We start from the raw sequence: 19,272 nt of genomic DNA on the forward strand, positions 1-19,272 counted from the left end.
TTCTTTAAGGTAAGGAGGTGATCCAACCGCAGGTTCCCCTACGGTTACCTTGTTACGACTTCACCCCAGTCATGAATCACAAAGTGGTAAGCGCCCTCCCGAAGGTTAAGCTACCTACTTCTTTTGCAACCCACTCCCATGGTGTGACGGGCGGTGTGTACAAGGCCCGGGAACGTATTCACCGTGGCATTCTGATCCACGATTACTAGCGATTCCGACTTCATGGAGTCGAGTTGCAGACTCCAATCCGGACTACGACATACTTTATGAGGTCCGCTTGCTCTCGCGAGGTCGCTTCTCTTTGTATATGCCATTGTAGCACGTGTGTAGCCCTACTCGTAAGGGCCATGATGACTTGACGTCATCCCCACCTTCCTCCAGTTTATCACTGGCAGTCTCCTTTGAGTTCCCGGCCGAACCGCTGGCAACAAAGGATAAGGGTTGCGCTCGTTGCGGGACTTAACCCAACATTTCACAACACGAGCTGACGACAGCCATGCAGCACCTGTCTCAGAGTTCCCGAAGGCACGTTCGCATCTCTGCAAACTTCTCTGGATGTCAAGAGTAGGTAAGGTTCTTCGCGTTGCATCGAATTAAACCACATGCTCCACCGCTTGTGCGGGCCCCCGTCAATTCATTTGAGTTTTAACCTTGCGGCCGTACTCCCCAGGCGGTCGACTTAACGCGTTAGCTCCGGAAGCCACGCCTCAAGGGCACAACCTCCAAGTCGACATCGTTTACGGCGTGGACTACCAGGGTATCTAATCCTGTTTGCTCCCCACGCTTTCGCACCTGAGCGTCAGTCTTTGTCCAGGGGGCCGCCTTCGCCACCGGTATTCCTCCAGATCTCTACGCATTTCACCGCTACACCTGGAATTCTACCCCCCTCTACAAGACTCTAGCCTGCCAGTTTCGGATGCAGTTCCCAGGTTGAGCCCGGGGATTTCACATCCGACTTGACAGACCGCCTGCGTGCGCTTTACGCCCAGTAATTCCGATTAACGCTTGCACCCTCCGTATTACCGCGGCTGCTGGCACGGAGTTAGCCGGTGCTTCTTCTGCGAGTAACGTCAATCACTGCGGTTATTAACCACAATGCCTTCCTCCTCGCTGAAAGTACTTTACAACCCGAAGGCCTTCTTCATACACGCGGCATGGCTGCATCAGGCTTGCGCCCATTGTGCAATATTCCCCACTGCTGCCTCCCGTAGGAGTCTGGACCGTGTCTCAGTTCCAGTGTGGCTGGTCATCCTCTCAGACCAGCTAGGGATCGTCGCCTAGGTGAGCCGTTACCCCACCTACTAGCTAATCCCATCTGGGCACATCCGATGGCAAGAGGCCCGAAGGTCCCCCTCTTTGGTCTTGCGACGTTATGCGGTATTAGCTACCGTTTCCAGTAGTTATCCCCCTCCATCGGGCAGTTTCCCAGACATTACTCACCCGTCCGCCACTCGTCACCCAAGGAGCAAGCTCCTCTGTGCTACCGTTCGACTTGCATGTGTTAGGCCTGCCGCCAGCGTTCAATCTGAGCCATGATCAAACTCTTCAATTTAAGTTTGATGCTCGTGAATTAAACTTCGTAATGAATTACGTGTTCACTCAGAGACTTGGTATTCATTTTTCGTCTTGCGACGTTAAGAATCCGTATCTTCGAGTGCCCACACAGATTGTCTGATAAATTGTTAAAGAGCAGTGCCGCTTCGCTTTTTCTCAGCGGCGCGGGGTGTGCATATTACGCCATCCCGCTACAGAGTCAAGCGTTTATTTTCGCTCTTCTCCGCTGACCCGGCGGTTTGTAATCCGTTGTTCCGTGTCAGTGGAGGCGCATTATAGGGAGTTATTTCAGGCTGACAAGTTAAAAATACAAAAAACTTATCAAGCGGCTGCTTTTCAACCGTTACATTGCTTTTCGCTTTGTTTTTAAACAAAAACGAGCCCCACAGGGCTCGTTTATTGTCATTTTGTGACTTACTGCACTGCCACAATGCGATCGTCATTCACTTCCAGCCGAATCGTTTTGCCAGGAATCAGCTCACCAGACAGAATTTGCTGCGCCAGCGGGTTTTCGATCTGTTGCTGGATAGCACGTTTGAGTGGACGTGCGCCATACACCGGATCGTAACCATTCGCACTCAGCAGTTTAAGCGCCTCGTCAGAGATATGGATTTCATAGCCACGCTCTTCCAGACGTTTATACAGACGTTGCAGTTGGATCTGTGCAATAGAAGCAATGTGCTGCTCACCCAACGGATGGAATACAACAACTTCATCTATACGGTTGATGAATTCCGGGCGGAAATTATGGCTCACGACGCCCAGGACCATATCCTTCATGTGGCCGTAGTCCAGCTCACCGAAGCGTTCCTGAATCAGATCGGACCCCAGGTTCGAGGTCATGATGACAACCGTATTACGGAAGTCGACCGTTCTCCCCTGCCCGTCAGTCAGACGACCATCGTCAAGCACCTGCAACAGAATATTGAACACATCCGGGTGCGCTTTCTCCACTTCATCCAGCAGAATGACAGAGTAAGGACGGCGACGTACCGCTTCTGTCAGATATCCACCTTCCTCATAGCCGACATATCCCGGAGGCGCCCCGACCAGACGAGACACCGAGTGTTTCTCCATAAACTCGGACATATCGATACGCACCATGGCATCGTCACTGTCGAACATAAAGTTTGCCAGCGCTTTGCACAGTTCAGTTTTACCGACACCGGTTGGGCCGAGGAACAAGAATGAACCAATCGGGCGATTTGGATCGGACAAGCCAGCACGGCTACGACGGATGGCGTTAGAAACGGCTTCCACCGCTTCGTTCTGGCCAATCACGCGGCTGTGCAACTGCTGCTCCATACGCAACAGTTTTTCCCGTTCGCCTTCCAGCATGCGAGCAACCGGGATACCGGTCCAGCGCGCCAGCACTTCTGCAATTTCTGCATCCGTGACTTTATTACGCAGCAGACGCATGGTTTTGCCTTCAGACTGGGTGGCTGCTTCCAGTTGTTTTTCCAGTTCAGGAATTTTGCCGTACTGCAGTTCAGACATCCGCGCCAGATCGCCGACGCGACGCGCCTGTTCGATGGCGATTTTCGCCTGCTCCAACTCAGCCTTGATAGTTTGCGTTCCCGAAAGGGATGCTTTTTCAGCTTTCCACTCTTCTTCTAATTCAGAATACTGGCGCTCTTTATCGTCCAGCTCTTCGTTGAGCATATCGAGACGTTTTTTACTCGCCTCATCAGACTCTTTCATTAATGCCTGCTGTTCCAGTTTGAGCTGGATAATCCGGCGGTCGAGTCTGTCGAGTTCCTCAGGCTTGGAGTCAATCTGCATACGAATGCTGGATGCCGCCTCATCGATAAGGTCGATAGCTTTGTCCGGCAACTGACGATCGGCAATATAGCGATGAGACAGCGTAGCTGCCGCAACAATCGCCGGGTCAGTGATCTGCACATGGTGGTGCAGCTCATAACGTTCTTTCAGGCCACGCAGAATCGCGATGGTGTCTTCTACTGAAGGTTCGGCTACAAATACTTTCTGGAAACGACGTTCCAGTGCCGCATCTTTTTCGATGTACTGGCGATATTCATCAAGCGTTGTTGCGCCTACACAGTGCAGTTCCCCGCGTGCCAGCGCCGGTTTCAGCATGTTCCCGGCGTCCATTGCGCCATCAGCTTTACCCGCCCCAACCATAGTATGCAGCTCATCAATAAACAGGATGACATTGCCTTCCTGTTTCGAGAGATCGTTCAGCACGCCTTTTAAGCGTTCTTCAAACTCACCACGATATTTGGCCCCAGCCACCAGCGCGCCCATATCCAGCGCCAGCACACGGCGACCTTTTAAGCCTTCCGGCACTTCACCATTGATAATTCGTTGGGCCAGCCCTTCAACGATGGCCGTTTTACCAACACCTGGTTCGCCGATTAACACCGGGTTATTTTTAGTACGCCGCTGCAGTACCTGAATGGTACGGCGAATTTCTTCATCACGCCCGATAACCGGATCGAGTTTGCCCTGCTCGGCACGTTCAGTCAGGTCGACGGTATATTTTTTCAAGGCCTGACGTTGGTCTTCAGCCCCCTGGTCATTCACGCTTTCACCTCCACGCATTTGTTCAATTGCCTGAGTGATATTCGCGGTCGTCGCACCTGCTGATTTTAGTAAATCGGTCAGCGTACCGCGTGACTCAAGCGCCGCCAGTACGAACAGTTCTGACGAAATAAAGTTGTCCCCACGTTTTTGCGCCAGCTTGTCGCAAAGATTCAGTACACGCACCAGATCCTGAGAAGGCTGCACATCACCGCCGGTACCTTCTACCTGCGGCAACCGGCTCAACGCCTGGTCAATGGCTGTACGTAACTGGCCAGCATTAATGCCAGCAGACGTTAATAAAGGACGTACCGATCCCCCTTCCTGATTCAGCAAGGCGCTCATTAGATGAAGTGGTTCGATGAATTGATTGTCGTGCCCCAATGCGAGTGACTGGGCATCGGCAAGAGCAAGCTGGAATTTATTAGTAAGACGATCCAGACGCATAACTCCTCCCATAACAGGTCAAAATTGCTACTGGAGATTAAATGAGGTCATCCCTCAATTATTCAAGGTGAATGACCTGAATTATGTGAAAAGAAAATTACACGCACCGGATCGTCTTGATTCTTTAGGTTATATCAGCCAAATAAAACTTGCCATACGACCCGTGGTATTGTCGCGACGATAAGAGAAGAACGTCTCACTTTCGCTGAAGGTGCAACGGTCGCCACCGTAGATGTTCTCTACTCCGATATTTGCCAGACGCTGACGCGCAAGCTGGTAAATATTCGCCAGATATTTATCACCATGCGGTACAAATGCGAGGTCCGCTTGCGGATCTTTCGCCATGAACGCTGCGCGAACTTCTGCTCCCACTTCAAACGCGTTCGGGCCAATCGCCGGGCCTAGCCAGGCAATAATGTTTTCAGGTTTGTCGGCAAAACACGCCACCGTCTCTTCCAGCACGCCGGCGCATAATCCGCGCCAACCCGCATGTGCCGCCGCGACTTCCGTTCCAGCGCGATTGCAAAACAGCACCGGCAGACAGTCGGCCGTCATCACTGCACACACGGTGCCCGGCGTATTGCTGTAAGAAGCATCCGCACGTTTGGAGGCGTAAGGCTCGCCGGTCAGTTTCAGGACATCCTTACCGTGGACCTGCTCCAGCCAGACTGGCTTTGACGGCAGATTGCCCGCAGCAAACAGCCGCTTGCGGTTCTCTTCAACATGCTCCGGGTTGTCGCCGCAATGGGCGCCCAGATTCAGCGAATCATAAGGCGGCATGCTAACACCGCCAATACGGGTAGAACTACACGCCACAACACCTTGCGGTATCGGCCACTGCGGGACAATTAGCTTACTCATAGCCAGGCAATATCATCCTTATGTTCTTCGAAATCAGCGCGCATCACTTCAATCAATTGCACCATATCTTGTGGAATAGGTGCGTGCCATTCCATTTCGATACCTGAAATTGGGTGATATAAACGCAGCATAGTCGCGTGCAGCGCCTGACGATCGAACTTACGCAGAACGGAGATAAATTCGTCAGAAGCGCCTTTCGGTGGACGCGGACGACCGCCGTAGACCTGATCGCCCACCAGCGGATGGGTGATATGCGCCATGTGCACGCGGATCTGGTGCGTACGTCCGGTTTCCAGACGCAGCCGCAGACGCGTGTGCACACGGAAGTGTTCCATTATGCGATAGTGCGTCACCGCCGGTTTCCCCATTGGGTGTACCGCCATGTGCGTACGCTTGGTCGGGTGGCGGCTAATCGGTTCCTCAACGGTTCCGCCTGCCGTCATATGACCAATCGCCACGGCTTCGTACTCACGGGTAATTTCACGTAGTTGCAGCGACTCCACCAGACGCGTTTGCGCCGGAACGGTTTTTGCCACCACCATTAATCCGGTCGTGTCCTTATCCAGACGGTGCACGATACCAGCACGTGGAACATCCGCGATTGGCGGGTAGTAATGCAGTAATGCATTCAATACCGTGCCATCAGGATTACCGGCACCCGGATGCACTACGAGATCACGGGGTTTGTTGATGACAAGAATATCGTCATCTTCATAAACGATATCCAGTGGGATATCCTGAGGTTCAAAACGAACCTCTTCATCAATTTCTGCAGTGATGGAGACGCGCTCTCCACCCAACACTTTTTCTTTCGGTTTATCGCAAAGATTGCCATTTACCAGTACGCGCTGGTCAAGGATCCATTCTTTTATGCGCGATCGCGAATAATCAGGGAACAATTCGGCCAAAGCCTGATCTAAGCGTTGACCGAGCTGATTTTCGGAGACTGTTGCGGTGAGTTCTACTCGTTGTGCCATAAACTGCTTCTTCGTTTAACGTTGGGTTTTACGGCTTTGCCGTTTAATATAGTGTGCTATTGTAGCTGGTCTTAACCGGGAGCAGGAACAGAGAATCTCCCGTAAAACATTTTGAGGAAAGTCAAAACGTCATGACGCGCATGAAATATCTGGTGGCAGCAGCCACGTTGAGCCTGTTTTTGGCGGGTTGCTCTGGTTCAAAGGAAGAGGTGCCCGATAATCCGCCAAATGAAATCTACGCGACTGCTCAGCAAAAGCTGCAGGACGGTAACTGGAAACAGGCAATAACGCAATTAGAAGCGTTGGATAACCGTTATCCATTTGGACCGTATTCTCAGCAGGTGCAATTAGATCTCATCTACGCCTACTACAAAAACGCCGATCTGCCACTTGCTCAGGCTGCCATCGATCGTTTTATTCGTCTTAACCCGACACACCCTAACATTGATTATGTCATGTATATGCGTGGCCTGACCAATATGGCGCTGGATGATAGCGCACTGCAAGGATTCTTTGGTGTTGATCGCAGCGATCGCGATCCGCAACATGCCCGAGCTGCGTTTAATGACTTTTCCAAACTGGTACGTGGCTATCCAAACAGCCAGTACACCACTGACGCCACCAAACGTCTGGTATTCCTGAAAGACCGTCTGGCGAAGTATGAATATTCCGTTGTGGAATACTACACTGCCCGCGGTGCATGGGTTGCCGTGGTAAACCGTGTGGAAGGCATGCTGCGCGACTTCCCGGATACCCAGGCAACACGCAATGCCCTGCCGTTAATGGAAAATGCTTATCGCCAGATGCAGATGAATGCGCAGGCAGAAAAAGTAGCGAAAATCATTGCCGCCAACAGCAGCAATACCTGATTTATCTCAGAATGCAAACGGCAGCCCAAAGGCTGCCGTTTTTTTATCCGTAAACGTCACAACTGAAGCGGTTTAGCTGCAACGCATCTCATCAAATATGGCCTGCTTTCAGGTATTCCTCAAGTAAAAAATCGCTTGTTCCTGCGGTGCCTCACAAAAAGGTTTTCTTGACAAAAAGCGACAAAAAAATGTGATTAATATCACACATTTTGACATTAGGAACGGTATGCTGGAATCACCAAGACGGGAAAGACAAGAGGTAAAATTTATGACAATGAACATTACCAGTAAACAAATGGAAATTACTCCGGCAATTCGCCAGCATGTCGCAGACCGTCTCGCCAAACTCGAAAAATGGCAAACTCATCTGATTAATCCACATATCATTCTGTCTAAGGAGCCGCAGGGTTTCATTGCTGATGCCACCATCAATACACCGAACGGACATCTGGTTGCCAGCGCAAAACACGAGGATATGTACACCGCAATTAACGATTTGATCAACAAGCTGGAACGGCAGCTCAATAAAGTGCAGCACAAAGGCGAAGCCCGTCGTGCAACAACTTCAGTCAAAGACGCCAACTTCGTCGAAGCAGAAGAAGAGTAGTCCCTTACATTGAGTGTATCGCCAACGCGCCTCCGGGCGCGTTTTTTGTTGACAGGGTGAAAACAGTACGGGTACTTTACTGACGTAGCCAAAGGAAAATTACATGAAACTTGTCCCGTTCTTCTTCGCATTCTTTTTTACCTTCCCCTGAATGGGAGGCGTTTCGTCGTGTGATAAAGAATGCGAAGACGAACAATAAGGCCTCCCACAACGGGGGGCCTTTTTTATTGATAACAAGAAAGGCAACACTATGACATCGGAAAACCCATTGCTGGCGCTGCGCGATAAGATCAGCACGCTGGATGAAAAATTACTGGCCCTGCTGGCTGAGCGACGTGGACTGGCCGTAGAAGTTGGCAAAGCTAAGCTCCTTTCACATCGTCCAGTTCGTGATATCGACCGTGAGCGCGATCTGTTGGACCGACTGATTCAGCTTGGCAAAGCACATCATCTTGATGCTCACTACATCACTCGCCTGTTCCAGCTCATAATCGAAGACTCCGTCCTGACTCAGCAGGCACTGCTCCAGCAGCATCTGAATAAAATTAACCCGCACTCAGCACGCGTTGCTTTCCTCGGGCCAAAAGGGTCATATTCTCATCTTGCCGCACGTCAGTATGCTGCCCGCCATTTTGAACAATTTATAGAAAGCGGCTGCGCGAAATTTGCCGATATCTTTAATCAGGTCGAAACCGGACAAGCTGACTACGCAGTGGTTCCGATTGAAAACACCAGTTCCGGTGGGATTAATGATGTTTACGACCTGCTGCAGCACACCAGCCTGTCTATCGTTGGCGAGATGACTATCACGATTGACCACTGCCTACTGGTGTCCGGCACAACAGATCTCGAGACCATTGAAACGGTATATAGCCATCCGCAGCCATTCCAGCAGTGCAGCAAATTCCTGAGTCGTTACCCACACTGGAAGATTGAGTACACCGAAAGCACCTCGGCGGCGATGGAAAAAGTTGCGCAGGCTAACTCACCGCGCGTGGCGGCTCTGGGGAGCGAAGCCGGAGGCGTACTATACGGTTTGCAGGTTCTTGAGCATATCGAAGCTAATCAGACGCAAAACATCACCCGCTTCGTGGTACTGGCGCGCAAGGCAATCAATGTTTCCGATCAGGTGCCAGCAAAAACCACGTTGCTGATGGCGACAGGACAACAAGCCGGTGCGCTGGTAGAAGCTCTGCTGGTACTGCGCAACCATAATCTGATTATGACTAAACTGGAGTCACGCCCGATTCACGGCAATCCGTGGGAAGAAATGTTTTATCTTGATATCCAGGCCAACCTGGAATCACCCCAGATGCAAAAAGCATTGAAGGAGTTAGGTGAGATTACGCGCTCGATGAAAGTACTTGGCTGCTATCCAAGTGAGAATGTGGTGCCGGTCAATCCAGGCTAACGTTTGACAATGCCGGATGGCGCTACGCTTATCCGGCATTCTTTAGCCGATCCTTGTATGACTGATACAACGCATCAGCGTTGCCATCAAGCATCGTATTTATTGGCGACTATCGTTAGCCTGGCGCAACAAAGTACGGCTTTCGTTCTGGAAGCGTTTCGCATAATCACCAAACCAGTGCTCCACCTTACGGAAGCTGTCGATGAACGCTTGCTTATCGCCCTGCTCCAGTAAACCGATCGCCTCACCAAAACGTTGGTAGTAGCGTTTGATCAGCGCAAGGTTACTCTCAGACGACATAATGATATCGGCATAGAGCTGCGGATCCTGGGCAAACAGACGTCCGACCATCGCCAGTTCAAGGCGATAAATCGGCGAAGAGAGTGCCAGTAACTGCTCCAGTTGAACATTCTCTTCCGCTAAATGCAGACCGTAAGCAAAGGTCGCAAAGTGACGCAATGCCTGAATAAATGCCATGTTCTGATCGTGTTCAACAGCACTGATCCGATGCAGTCGCGCGCCCCACACCTGAATCTGTTCCAGAAACCACTGATAGGCTTCCGGCTGGCGTCCGTCACACCAGACGACGACCTGCTTTGCCAGACTGCCGCTGTCCGGGCCAAACATGGGGTGTAATCCCACCACCGGGCCGTCGTGCGCCGCCAGCATCGCCTGCAAAGGACCATTTTTCACCGAAGCCAGATCCACCAGGATGCAGTCGGACGGCAGACGCGGTAATTTGGCGATCACCTGCTCAGTGACGTGGATCGGCACGCTGACGATCACCATGCCAGCATCAGAGACGATCTCCGGCGCACGCTCCCAGTCCTGCTGTTCCAGGATCCGTACCTGATAACCTGACAGGGTGAGCATTTTTTCGAACAGACGTCCCATCTGACCGCCGCCGCCGACAATCACCACCGGTCGCAGAGAAGGACAAAGCGTTTTAAATCCTTTGTCGTTCTCACTGGAGTAAGACTCGCGCATAACCCGGCGCAGCACATCTTCAATCAGGTCCGGCGGCACGCCAAGGGCTTCCGCTTCCGCCCGGCGGGAGGCCAGCATAGAGGCTTCCCGTTCCGGCACGTAGATAGGCAGCCCAAAGCGGCTTTTTACTGCACCGACTTCGGCCACCAGCTCCAGGCGACGTGCCAGTAAACCCAGCAGCGCCTTGTCGACTTCATCAATTTGATCGCGTAATGCGGTCAATTCAGCAACCATAACCAACCTCTTATGCTACACGCGCCGACAGCTGGCCGTTTAAATCCTGGCTAATTTCACGCAGTAGCGCATCCGTCATTTCCCAGCTAATGCAGGCATCAGTTACAGACACGCCGTATTTCATTTCGCTACGCGGCTGTTCAGAAGACTGGTTGCCTTCGTGAATATTACTTTCAATCATCAAGCCAATGATCGAGCGATTGCCATCTTTGATTTGTGCAATCACGGATTCAGCCACGGCAGGCTGGCGGCGGTAATCTTTATTGGAGTTACCATGACTGCAATCTACCATCAGAGAAGGTCGTAGTCCCGCCTGCTCCATCTCTTTTTCGCACTGGGCGACATCTGCCGGGCTGTAGTTCGGCGCTTTACCACCGCGCAGGATCACGTGACCGTCTGGGTTACCCTGAGTTTGCAGCAGTGCAACCTGTCCGGCCTGGTTAATACCAACAAAGCGGTGCGACTGTGCCGCCGCGCGCATCGCGTTAATGGCGGTCGCCAGGCTACCGTCAGTACCGTTCTTAAAGCCGACCGGCATCGAAAGACCGGAAGCCATTTCGCGGTGAGTCTGCGATTCCGTGGTACGCGCACCGATTGCAGACCAGCTAAACAGATCGCCCAGGTATTGCGGGCTATTGGGATCCAGCGCTTCAGTTGCCAGCGGAAGTCCCATATTCACCAGTTCAAGCAGCAGCTGACGCGCAATTTTCAGGCCAGCTTCAACATCAAAAGAGCCATCCATATGAGGATCGTTAATTAACCCTTTCCAGCCGACGGTGGTACGGGGTTTTTCAAAATAGACGCGCATCACCAGGTAGAGGCTATCGCTGACCTCTGCGGCAAGGGCTTTAAACCGACGAGCGTACTCAATAGCCATTTCAGGATCGTGAATGGAACACGGGCCACATACCACCAGCAGGCGCGGATCGCGACCAGAGATAATATCTGAAATGGTTTTACGCGACTGAGAGATTTGCGCTTCTTGCGCCTGGCTCAGCGGGAATTCAGCTTTCAGCTGCTCCGGAGTCATCAGAACCTGTTCGTCGGTAATATGTACGTTGTTCAGCGCGTCTTTTTGCATGATGGTGATCCTGTTTAGCTCGTTTGCGATAGTTGATCCTCAGCGAGGAGGTGATAACGATAACACAACAGGTAAAGATTTCAATCCACAAACCGTAAATTTTAATTTACAGCATGCAATTTAATGACAAAACACGCCCTCCAATGTGTACATTAAAATTTACACCATCCGATATTGAGATCCACTATGCTTAAAAAAACGAGGGAGTACAGGCAATGAAGCAACTCATCAGCACCCTATTTCTATTACTTCTTAGCGGATGTCAGATAGATCCTTATACCCACGCTCCCACATGGACGGGAACCGCCTGGTACGACGCCGGAATACAAGATGCCATTTCGGGGTATGCCGTTAAAGATAATGAAACTCTTGCCGACAACTACAATGACCCCGAAGTCGATCGTACGGAATATCTTAAGGGTTATGCCGAGGGACAACGTAAAATCTGCCAGCCGGATTTTGTTTACGCCAGAGGTTTGACCGGGAAAACCTTTCCCCCAAGTTGTGATACGGTCGAAAATATTGACCAGTTACACAGTGCCTGGCAAAAAGGAGCAAATGAAGGTGCAGCCTCAATAAGATTAAATTAAACAATAGCTTATATTTTATAAATCACTAAGACTTAACTTAAATTACTAATAGCTTTCAACCTGGCATAATGACGGCTTAGTAAAATAATGTTATTTTGTCCTAAATAATCTTGAATGTATTTCGACGTTTTACGGCAAACGCTGGTAGGTAACTATTCATGAGCTATTCTTACCGACTCATACTTCTACTGGCACTGCTCCTGACCGGATTACCGCTGTACGCCCAAAGCGTTACGGAAGAAGCAAAATCTGTACGCGCTATGGTTTCCGGCATCGTCAGTTATACGCGCTGGCCTGCACTGTCCGGGCCCCCCAAACTGTGTATTTTCTCTTCATCGCGTTTTTCCAGTGTCCTGGGAGATACCAGTGCCGGAGCATTACCCTATCTTCCCGTCATCATTCGTACGGAACAAGAAATATTAATTTCGCAGTGTGACGGTTTTTATTTTGGAAAAGAATCCCCTACTTATCAGGTGGAATTAAAGAATAAATATCCGTCTAAGGCATTGCTATTAATTGCCGAACAGAACCCCGAATGCGTTATTGGCAGCGCCTTTTGCCTCATAATTAAAGATGAAGATGTGAGATTTTCCGTAAATATGGATTCCCTTTCACGCAGTGGCGTAAGGGTCAGTCCGGACGTATTAATGCTTGCACGGAATCAGAAGCATGGATAAGGGCCATTCTCCCATAACACGCCCGACGTTTAAGCGGACATTACGGCGTATCAGCATAATCAGCGTTCTGGTAACTATGACGCTGATCTGGCTGCTGCTCAGCATTTCTTCGGTGCTGGCATTGAGACAGTATGCGCAAAAGAACCTGGATCTGACCGCAGCAACTATGACCCGCACGCTTGAAGCAGCATTAGTTTTTTCTGATGGCTTCGCGGCCACTGAAACGCTGGCAGCACTGGGCCAGCAGGGGCAATTTTCCGTTGCAGAAGTTCGTAATAAAAACCAGAAGGTGATCGCCACCTGGCGCTATAACGCGCAGGATACCACTGAAAAAATCAGCGGACTTATCAGCCACTGGCTGTTTCCCCAACCGGTCACTCAACCTATTTTGCATAATGGCAACGTCATCGGCGAAGTACGATTGACTGCGCGCGATAGCGTTATCAGCCATTTCATCTATTTGTCGCTGGCCGTCCTTACCGGGTGCATTCTGTTGGCCTCTGGCATTGCATTAATGCTCACTCGTTATTTACATAATGGCGTCGTGGAAGCCCTGCAAAATATAACCGAGGTGGTACATGATGTTCGTACCAACCGTAACTTTTCACGGCGCGTTTCAGAAGAGCGCATTGAAGAGTTTCACCTTTTTGCCCAGGACTTTAATAGTCTGCTGGACGAGATGGAGGAGTGGCAACTTAAACTGCAGGCAAAGAACGCCCAGCTTTTGCGTACGGCGCTACACGATCCGCTGACCGGCCTGGCGAATCGCGCCGCATTTCGCAGCAGCATTAACGCCCTGATGAATGACCATGCCGCCCACAGCAGCTCCGCACTGTTATTCCTTGATGGTGATAATTTTAAATTTATTAATGATACCTGGGGCCACGCAGCGGGGGATCGGGTCCTGATTGAAGTTGCAAACAGGCTGTCCGAGTTTGGTGGTAATCGACATCACCCCTACAGACTTGGCGGCGATGAGTTCGCTATGGTGCTGTACAGCGTTCACTCTGAATACGAAGTTCAGCGGATCTGCGCGGCACTATCACACGAGTTTAACCGACCTTTTGACCTGCATAACGGTCATCAGGCAAGCATGACACTCAGCATTGGTTTTGCGCTGACGTGGGAACATGCCTCTGCCGAGAAATTACAAGAACTTGCCGATAAAAATATGTATCAGGCCAAAAATTTGCGTTCTGAACGCATTATTAAAAAATAAGGACTTACACATGCTAAAACGTCTATCATCCCCGTTTCTTCTGCTTTTACTGATTTTGGCAGGCTGTCAGGCACCTCAGGGAAAATTTACCCCGGAGCAAATTGCAGCCATGAAATCGTACGGATTTACCGAAGCTTCCGGAGACTGGTCTCTTGGTCTGTCTGACAACATCCTGTTTGATAAAAACGACTATAAGCTCCGCCCTGAAAGTGAAAAGCAGATCCAGGAAATGGCATCCAAACTGGCAGCTACCGGGTTAAACCATGCGCGTATGGATGGTCATACCGATAACTACGGCGAAGACAGCTACAACGAAGCGCTGTCGCTCAAACGCGCGAATGTGGTTGCCGATGCGTGGGCACAGGGCGCCAACATTCCCCGCACTAATCTGACAACGCAGGGACTCGGGAAGAAATACCCGATCGCCAGTAATCAGACGTCAAAAGGTCGTGCTGAAAACCGCCGGGTTGCAGTCGTGATCGCTACGCCGTAAAAGTCCTCAACTGGCTGCGCGCCGCGCAGCCATCCAATTGCAATAAAACAAAAGAATAAGGTCGGAATAAAAAAAGGGCCAGCCTTTCGGCCAGCCCTTTTCTAACAGGATGTCGCTTGCGCGAATCTTAGTTAAGACGCTCTTTGATACGAGCAGACTTACCAGTGCGCTCACGCAGGTAGTACAGTTTAGCTTTACGAACAGCACCACGACGTTTAACAGCAATGCTGTCAACTACCGGAGAGTGAGTCTGGAAGACACGCTCAACGCCTTCGCCGTTGGAAATTTTACGAACAGTGAATGCAGAGTGCAGACCGCGGTTACGAATAGCGATAACCACGCCCTCGAATGCCTGCAGACGTTTTTTGGAACCTTCAACAACCCATACTTTCACTTCCACGGTATCACCCGGACGGAAGGAAGGTACGTCCTGCTTCATCTGCTCTTGTTCAAGTTGCTTAATAATGTTGCTCATAATTTAATCTCTTATCCTGGGTAAACTGATATTTGGGGGTCTCAGACCAGCCCATCATGTTTATGCTGCTGTTGTGCGTGTTCCGTTTTGAACTCCGCCAGCAACCTTGCTTGCTCTTCAGTCAGAGCCAGGTTTTCCAGAAGTTCAGGTCTTCTAAGCCAGGTCCGGCCCAGCGACTGTTTTAAACGCCAGCGACGTATCTCAGCGTGGTTCCCCGACAGTAACACTGCCGGTACTTCCATCTGTTCTAACACTTCAGGTCGGGTATAGTGCGGGCAATCCAGCAACCCATCAGCAAACGAATCTTCGATTGCCGAAGCTTCATGACCCAGAACTCCCGGAATAAACCGAGAAACGGAGTCGATCAGCGTCATTGCCGGTAACTCACCACCGCTGAGAACGTAATCGCCGATTGACCATTCTTCGTCAATTTCGGTTTGAATCACGCGCTCATCTATTCCTTCATAGCGACCACACACCAGAATCAGCTTTTGATTCGTGGCCAGTTCGCTAACGCCCGCTTGATCAAGCTTGCGTCCCTGAGGTGACAGATAAATCACCTTTGCGCCTTCACCAGCCGCAGCTTTTGCTGCATGAATGGCGTCCCGTAAAGGTTGCACCATCATTAACATCCCCGGTCCGCCGCCGTAAGGACGATCGTCCACGGTACGGTGCCGGTCATGAGTAAAGTCACGAGGACTCCAGCTCTGGATGTTCAGCAGGCCATTTTTTACTGCCCGGCCAGTTACCCCGTAATCGGTAATTGCGCGGAACATTTCTGGAAACAGGCTAACGATACCTATAAACACAAGCCAATCCCCATAACGCCGACTTTTACCGTTTATCCGGTGGTTTAAAAACCAGGATCCCAATCTACTTCGATAGTACGAGTAGCGAGATCGACTTTCTTGATAACCTGCCCATCGAGGAACGGTACAAGACGTTCCTTGATACCAAACGCATCTTTCAGGTTTGCCTTAATGACAATGACGTCATTCGAACCGGTTTCCATCATATCGACGACTTTACCGAGATCGTAACCTTCAGTGGTCACTACCTGGCAGCCCATAAGGTCTTTCCAGTAGTAGGAACCATCTTCCAGCGCTGGCAACTGCGAGGAATCCACGACAATTTCGCAATTAGTCAGTAGATTCGCCGAATCACGATCGTCAACGCCTTTCAGCTTGATGATCAGATCCTGATTGTGGTGCTTCCAGCTTTCCAGCTGTACTTGCTGCCACTGACCCGCCTTCTGGATAAACCAGGGCTGATAGTCAAAAATGCTTTCGGCGTCTTCAGTGGAAGAAAACACTCTGAGCCAACCACGGATACCGTAAGAAGACCCCATTTTCCCCAAAACGATGGGTTCCACAGGAGCCTGCGCGGCGAGTTGCTTGCTCATCATGACCACCGTGACAGATTAAGCTGCTTTGTTTGCTGCTTTGATCAGCGTAGCTACGCGATCAGAAATAGTCGCGCCCTGGCCAACCCAGTGAGCGATGCGATCCAGATCCAGGCGAGTGCCTTCTTCTTTTTCGCTAGCGATTGGGTTAAAGAAGCCAACGCGCTCGATGAAGCGACCGTTGCGTGCATTACGGCTGTCGGTAACAACAACCTGGTAGAACGGACGCTTTTTAGCGCCGTGACGAGCTAAACGAATAGTAACCATAACATCCTCTTGTGTGAATAAAACACCCAGGCCCCATCGAGGAACGGAGCCCGGGTGTCATATTAAAAGCCCGAAAATTTTACTGATTTCTGGGAAAAAAGCAATCAACATGTGATGAGGCTTTATACCAGGGCGTTACCATTGCAGCCAGTTTGGCGTCGGCGTGCGCGCAGAAAGCGGAACGTACATGCAGTACGTGAGCATTTCGAGCCCACCCCGACGTCAAAAAGGCAAATTAGGTAGCCCGATATATTTATCTACCAGGGAAGCCTGGCGGCATCATACCCTTCATGCCACGCATCATCTTCGCCATACCGCCTTTCTTCATTTTCTTCATCATGCGCTGCATGTCGTCGAACTGTTTCAGAAGGCGGTTTACGTCCTGTACCTGCATACCGCAGCCGGCAGCAATACGGCGTTTACGGGAACCTTTGATGATTTCCGGCTTAGCGCGTTCTTTCATCGTCATCGAGTTGATGATGGCTTCCATACGCACCAGCACTTTATCGTCCATCTGCGATTTCACGTTGTCTGGGATCTGCCCCATGCCCGGCAGCTTGCCCATCAGGCTTGCCATGCCGCCCATGTTTTTCATCTGGTTGAGCTGCTCAAGGAAATCGTTGAGATCGAAGCCGTCGCCTTTTTTCAGCTTGCTGGCTAATTTCTCTGCCTGCGCGCGGTCAACCTTGCTTTCGATATCTTCGATCAGCGACAGCACGTCACCCATGCCGAGAATACGCGAAGCAATACGATCCGGGTGGAACGGCTCCAGCGCTTCGGTTTTCTCGCCGACGCCGAGGAATTTAATCGGCTTGCCGGTGATATGACGAATAGAGAGCGCCGCACCACCACGAGCATCACCATCAACTTTGGTCAGCACGACACCGGTTAACGGCAGCGCTTCGTTGAAGGCTTTTGCGGTATTCGCGGCATCCTGACCGGTCATGGCGTCGACCACAAACAGCGTTTCAACCGGCTTGATAGAAGCGTGGACCTGTTTAATTTCGTCCATCATCGCTTCATCAACGTGCAGGCGACCGGCGGTATCCACCAGCAGCACGTCGTAGAATTTGAGTTTGGCTTCTCTCAGCGCGGCGTTAACGATATCGACCGGCTTCTGGCCAACATCCGACGGGAAGAAGTCCACACCGACCTGCTCGGCCAGCGTTTCCAGCTGTTTTATCGCCGCCGGGCGATAAACGTCCGCGGAGACCACCAGCACTTTCTTCTTGTGCTTCTCACGCAGGAATTTCCCCAGCTTACCGACGCTGGTCGTTTTACCCGCCCCCTGCAGACCAGCCATCAGCACAACGGCTGGCGGCTGTGCAGCCAGATTCAGGGTCTGGTTTTCTTCGCCCATTGCCGCAACCAGTTCGTTACGGACAATCTTGACGAACTCCTGACCCGGCGTCAGGCTTTTGTTAACTTCATGACCAACCGCTTTCTCTTTTACGCGATTGATAAACTCACGCACTACCGGCAGCGCTACGTCAGCCTCCAGCAGCGCCATGCGCACTTCGCGCAGCGTCTCTTTAACGTTGTCTTCAGTAAGGCGTCCACGGCCACTGATATTGCGCAGCGTGCGCGACAAACGATCGGTTAAATTATCAAACATTGTCTCTCGCCTGGGGTGGAAACGGTCGGTCGCGACAGCGACACATCAACAGAAATTTGTCGCAGTATAACATGAAGCCGCCTTTGTTGTTATGCAACGGTTGGAGCAGCGGTCACGTAACGCTATACTGCTTTTCTTTATCACTGGCCAACTGTCGACACCTATATGCCCGTTTTTGCTCTGCTCGCCCTTGTCGCCTACTCAGTCAGCCTTGCGCTGATTATTCCCGCTCTGCTGCAAAAAAACAGCGGCTGGCGGCGTATGGCTATTCTCTCTGCGGTCGTCGCGCTGGTAAGTCATGCTATCGCCCTGGAAGCGCGAATTCTGCCCGGCGGTGAAAGCGGACAAAACCTGAGTCTGTTGAACGTCGGCTCACTGGTTAGCCTGATGATCTGTACGGTAATGACTATCGTCGCTTCCCGCAATCGTGGCTGGCTATTGCTGCCCATTGTCTACGCCTTTGCGCTGATCAACCTGGCCTTCGCCACGTTTATGCCGAACGAGTTCATCACCCATCTCGAAGCTACGCCGGGCATGATGATTCACATTGGGCTATCGCTATTCGCTTACGCCACGCTGATTATCGCCGCACTCTATGCGCTGCAACTGGCATGGATCGACTACCAGTTGAAAAACAAAAAACTGGCCTTCAGCAATGAGATGCCGCCGCTAATGAGTATTGAGCGGAAAATGTTTCATATCACCCAAATTGGCGTGGTTCTGCTGACGCTCACCCTGTGCACTGGCCTGTTTTACATGCATAACCTGTTCAGTACCGAGAACATTGATAAAGCCGTTCTCTCTATCGTGGCATGGTTTGTCTATATCGTTCTGTTGTGGGGGCATTACCATGAAGGCTGGCGCGGACGTCGCGTCGTATGGTTTAACGTCGCAGGCGCAGGCATTCTAACGCTGGCCTATTTCGGCAGTCGTATCCTGCAGCAGTTCGTGAGTTAAATCTTTAA

The 19,272-nt window shown here is 51.1% G+C and carries 20 protein-coding genes, 1 rRNA gene and 1 other annotated feature; of the genes, 9 read left to right on the plus strand and 12 right to left on the minus strand.

What is annotated here, in order from left to right; translation table 11 throughout:
- Positions 1–10 precede the first annotated feature (10 nt).
- The 5 genes from OGV52_RS10770 to rluD all read right to left on the minus strand — a co-directional run bounded on the left by OGV52_RS10770 (position 11) and on the right by rluD (position 6,380).
- Positions 11–1,552 (minus strand): 16S ribosomal RNA (locus tag OGV52_RS10770).
- 193 nt (positions 1,553–1,745) lie between these two features.
- Positions 1,746–1,997, minus strand: coding sequence for a hypothetical protein (locus OGV52_RS10775; RefSeq protein ID WP_287108478.1), 252 nt, complete (start codon positions 1,995–1,997; stop codon positions 1,746–1,748).
- Positions 1,969–4,542: an ATP-dependent chaperone ClpB gene (clpB, locus tag OGV52_RS10780; RefSeq protein WP_016154061.1), complete on the minus strand. Its 2,574-nt coding sequence runs from the start codon at positions 4,540–4,542 to the stop codon at positions 1,969–1,971. Before clpB ends, OGV52_RS10775 begins: the two co-directional genes overlap by 29 nt.
- A gap of 129 nt (positions 4,543–4,671) precedes the next feature.
- Positions 4,672–5,403, minus strand: coding sequence for a purine nucleoside phosphorylase YfiH (yfiH, locus tag OGV52_RS10785; RefSeq protein ID WP_016154062.1), 732 nt, complete (start codon positions 5,401–5,403; stop codon positions 4,672–4,674).
- Positions 5,400–6,380, minus strand: coding sequence for a 23S rRNA pseudouridine(1911/1915/1917) synthase RluD (rluD, locus tag OGV52_RS10790; RefSeq protein WP_016154063.1), 981 nt, complete (start codon positions 6,378–6,380; stop codon positions 5,400–5,402). Before rluD ends, yfiH begins: the two co-directional genes overlap by 4 nt.
- 131 nt (positions 6,381–6,511) lie before the next feature.
- On the opposite strand from rluD, the gene bamD reads away from it, so the two are divergent.
- The 4 genes from bamD to pheA all read left to right on the plus strand — a co-directional run bounded on the left by bamD (position 6,512) and on the right by pheA (position 9,267).
- Positions 6,512–7,249: an outer membrane protein assembly factor BamD gene (gene bamD / locus OGV52_RS10795; protein ID WP_016154064.1), complete on the plus strand. Its 738-nt coding sequence runs from the start codon at positions 6,512–6,514 to the stop codon at positions 7,247–7,249.
- Between the two features lie 268 nt (positions 7,250–7,517).
- Positions 7,518–7,856 carry a ribosome-associated translation inhibitor RaiA gene (gene raiA, locus OGV52_RS10800; RefSeq protein WP_003031244.1) on the plus strand — a complete coding sequence of 113 codons (339 nt, stop codon included), beginning with the start codon at positions 7,518–7,520 and terminating at the stop codon, positions 7,854–7,856.
- 102 nt (positions 7,857–7,958) lie between these two features.
- Positions 7,959–8,084, plus strand: a sequence feature (Phe leader region).
- A complete protein-coding gene (gene pheL / locus OGV52_RS10805; RefSeq protein WP_100250063.1) occupies positions 7,960–8,007 on the plus strand; it encodes a pheA operon leader peptide PheL in 48 nt (15 codons plus the stop codon). Its footprint overlaps the feature before it by 48 nt.
- A 22-nt stretch (positions 8,085–8,106) precedes the next feature.
- The gene (pheA, locus tag OGV52_RS10810) at positions 8,107–9,267 is read left to right on the plus strand and encodes a bifunctional chorismate mutase/prephenate dehydratase (protein ID WP_080860763.1); all 1,161 of its coding nucleotides are present in this window, start codon (positions 8,107–8,109) and stop codon (positions 9,265–9,267) included.
- Between the two features lie 99 nt (positions 9,268–9,366).
- Here the strand turns inward: pheA and tyrA are convergent, their stop codons facing one another.
- Both tyrA and aroF read right to left on the minus strand, forming a co-directional pair.
- Positions 9,367–10,488 (minus strand): bifunctional chorismate mutase/prephenate dehydrogenase, encoded by a 1,122-nt coding sequence (gene tyrA, locus OGV52_RS10815; RefSeq protein WP_287108480.1) that lies wholly within the window; start codon positions 10,486–10,488, stop codon positions 9,367–9,369.
- Between the two features lie 10 nt (positions 10,489–10,498).
- On the minus strand, positions 10,499–11,569 hold the full coding sequence (aroF, locus tag OGV52_RS10820) for a 3-deoxy-7-phosphoheptulonate synthase AroF (RefSeq protein WP_016154067.1): 1,071 nt from the start codon (positions 11,567–11,569) through the stop codon (positions 10,499–10,501).
- Between the two features lie 215 nt (positions 11,570–11,784).
- Here aroF and OGV52_RS10825 point away from each other — a divergent pair, with 215 nt between their 5' ends.
- From OGV52_RS10825 to OGV52_RS10840, 4 genes are all read left to right on the plus strand, one after another.
- Positions 11,785–12,159: a DUF2799 domain-containing protein gene (locus OGV52_RS10825; RefSeq protein WP_016154068.1), complete on the plus strand. Its 375-nt coding sequence runs from the start codon at positions 11,785–11,787 to the stop codon at positions 12,157–12,159.
- Positions 12,160–12,317: 158 nt separating this feature from the next.
- Positions 12,318–12,836: a regulatory sequestration protein YfiR gene (yfiR, locus tag OGV52_RS10830; RefSeq protein ID WP_153690124.1), complete on the plus strand. Its 519-nt coding sequence runs from the start codon at positions 12,318–12,320 to the stop codon at positions 12,834–12,836.
- Positions 12,829–14,055: a diguanylate cyclase DgcN/YfiN gene (gene dgcN / locus OGV52_RS10835; protein WP_141875541.1), complete on the plus strand. Its 1,227-nt coding sequence runs from the start codon at positions 12,829–12,831 to the stop codon at positions 14,053–14,055. The genes yfiR and dgcN overlap by 8 nt, the downstream gene beginning before the upstream one ends.
- A 10-nt stretch (positions 14,056–14,065) precedes the next feature.
- Positions 14,066–14,548, plus strand: coding sequence for an OmpA family protein (locus OGV52_RS10840; protein WP_016154071.1), 483 nt, complete (start codon positions 14,066–14,068; stop codon positions 14,546–14,548).
- Between the two features lie 127 nt (positions 14,549–14,675).
- Here the strand turns inward: OGV52_RS10840 and rplS are convergent, their stop codons facing one another.
- The 5 genes from rplS to ffh all read right to left on the minus strand — a co-directional run bounded on the left by rplS (position 14,676) and on the right by ffh (position 18,307).
- Complete coding sequence (gene rplS / locus OGV52_RS10845; protein ID WP_002914145.1) at positions 14,676–15,023, minus strand: 50S ribosomal protein L19; 348 nt, start codon at positions 15,021–15,023, stop codon at positions 14,676–14,678.
- Positions 15,024–15,064: 41 nt separating this feature from the next.
- Positions 15,065–15,832, minus strand: coding sequence for a tRNA (guanosine(37)-N1)-methyltransferase TrmD (trmD, locus tag OGV52_RS10850; RefSeq protein WP_016157187.1), 768 nt, complete (start codon positions 15,830–15,832; stop codon positions 15,065–15,067).
- A 44-nt stretch (positions 15,833–15,876) separates the two neighbouring features.
- Positions 15,877–16,425, minus strand: a complete 549-nt coding sequence (gene rimM / locus OGV52_RS10855) for a ribosome maturation factor RimM (protein ID WP_003031230.1) — start codon at positions 16,423–16,425, stop codon at positions 15,877–15,879.
- An 18-nt stretch (positions 16,426–16,443) separates the two neighbouring features.
- On the minus strand, positions 16,444–16,692 hold the full coding sequence (gene rpsP / locus OGV52_RS10860; RefSeq protein ID WP_003031228.1) for a 30S ribosomal protein S16: 249 nt from the start codon (positions 16,690–16,692) through the stop codon (positions 16,444–16,446).
- A gap of 253 nt (positions 16,693–16,945) precedes the next feature.
- Complete coding sequence (gene ffh / locus OGV52_RS10865) at positions 16,946–18,307, minus strand: signal recognition particle protein (protein ID WP_287108481.1); 1,362 nt, start codon at positions 18,305–18,307, stop codon at positions 16,946–16,948.
- Between the two features lie 165 nt (positions 18,308–18,472).
- On the opposite strand from ffh, the gene OGV52_RS10870 reads away from it, so the two are divergent.
- The gene (locus OGV52_RS10870) at positions 18,473–19,264 is read left to right on the plus strand and encodes a cytochrome C assembly family protein (protein WP_003031224.1); all 792 of its coding nucleotides are present in this window, start codon (positions 18,473–18,475) and stop codon (positions 19,262–19,264) included.
- Positions 19,265–19,272 lie beyond the last annotated feature (8 nt).

This window comes from Citrobacter sp. Cb041, assembly GCF_030336655.1.
Lineage (GTDB): Bacteria > Pseudomonadota > Gammaproteobacteria > Enterobacterales > Enterobacteriaceae > Citrobacter > Citrobacter braakii.